The organism is Azospirillum palustre (assembly GCF_002573965.1).
Lineage (GTDB): Bacteria > Pseudomonadota > Alphaproteobacteria > Azospirillales > Azospirillaceae > Azospirillum > Azospirillum palustre.
Genome location: NZ_PDKW01000038.1, coordinates 528,021 through 528,975, shown reverse-complemented (window position 1 = coordinate 528,975; position 955 = coordinate 528,021). Strand labels below are relative to the sequence as shown.

The following is a 955-nucleotide window of genomic DNA, read 5'->3' as shown; positions in this document are numbered from 1 at the left end:
TGAAGGTCACCGAGCCGCCGAAGCGTCAGGCCGGCGTCAAGGTGCCGGACGTCGCCACCCTGGTGGACAAGCTCAAGACCGAAGCCCGCGTGATCTGAGGGGAATGAACTGACCATGGCCAACATTCTCGTCATCGCCGACCACGACGGCGCCTCGCTGAAGCCCGCCACGCTGAACGCCGTCACCGCCGCCGGCAAAATCGGTGGCGACGTCCATATCCTGGTCGCCGGCAAGGGCGCGCGAGGTCCTGCCGATGCCGCCTCCAAGGTGGCCGGCGTCGCCAAGGTGCTGCTGGCCGACGATGCCGCTTACGAGCATCAGCTGCCGGAAGACGTCGCCCCGCTGGTGGTGTCGGTTACCAAGACCGGCTACGGCCATGTCCTGGCCGGCGCCACCTCGGTCGGCAAGAACCTCCTGCCGCGCGTCGCGGCACTGCTGGACGTCGCCGCCATCTCCGACATCACCGCCGTGGTTTCCGCCGACACGTTCGAGCGGCCGATCTACGCCGGCAACGCGATTGCCACCGTGCAGTCGGCCGACCCGGTCAAGGTGATCACCGTCCGCACCACCGCCTTCGAGACCGCAGCAACCGAAGGCGGTTCGGCCGCCGTCGAGCAGGTGTCAAGGTGATCACCGTCCGCACCACCGCCTTCGAGACCGCAGCAACCGAAGGCGGTTCGGCCGCCGTCGAGCAGGTGTCGGGCGCCGGTGCCGCCGGGCTGTCGAGCTTCGTCTCGGCCGAGCTGACCAAGTCGGAGCGTCCGGAGCTGACCGCCGCCCGCGTGGTGGTGTCGGGCGGGCGCGGCATGCAGTCGGGCGAGAACTTCCCGCTGCTGGAGGCGCTGGCCGACAAGCTGGGTGCCGCCGTCGGTGCGTCGCGCGCCGCCGTGGACGCGGGGTTCGTGCCGAACGACTATCAGGTCGGGCAAACCGGCAAGATCGTGGCGCCGGAGCT

General features: G+C 69.7%; 2 pseudogenes. Both read left to right on the top strand.

Going from position 1 to position 955, the window contains the following annotated elements:
- Positions 1–98: pseudogene (locus CRT60_RS35510) on the top strand (electron transfer flavoprotein subunit beta/FixA family protein); the annotation flags it as partial.
- Positions 99–114: 16 nt separating this feature from the next.
- Positions 115–955, top strand: a pseudogene (locus CRT60_RS06140) (electron transfer flavoprotein subunit alpha/FixB family protein); the annotation flags it as partial.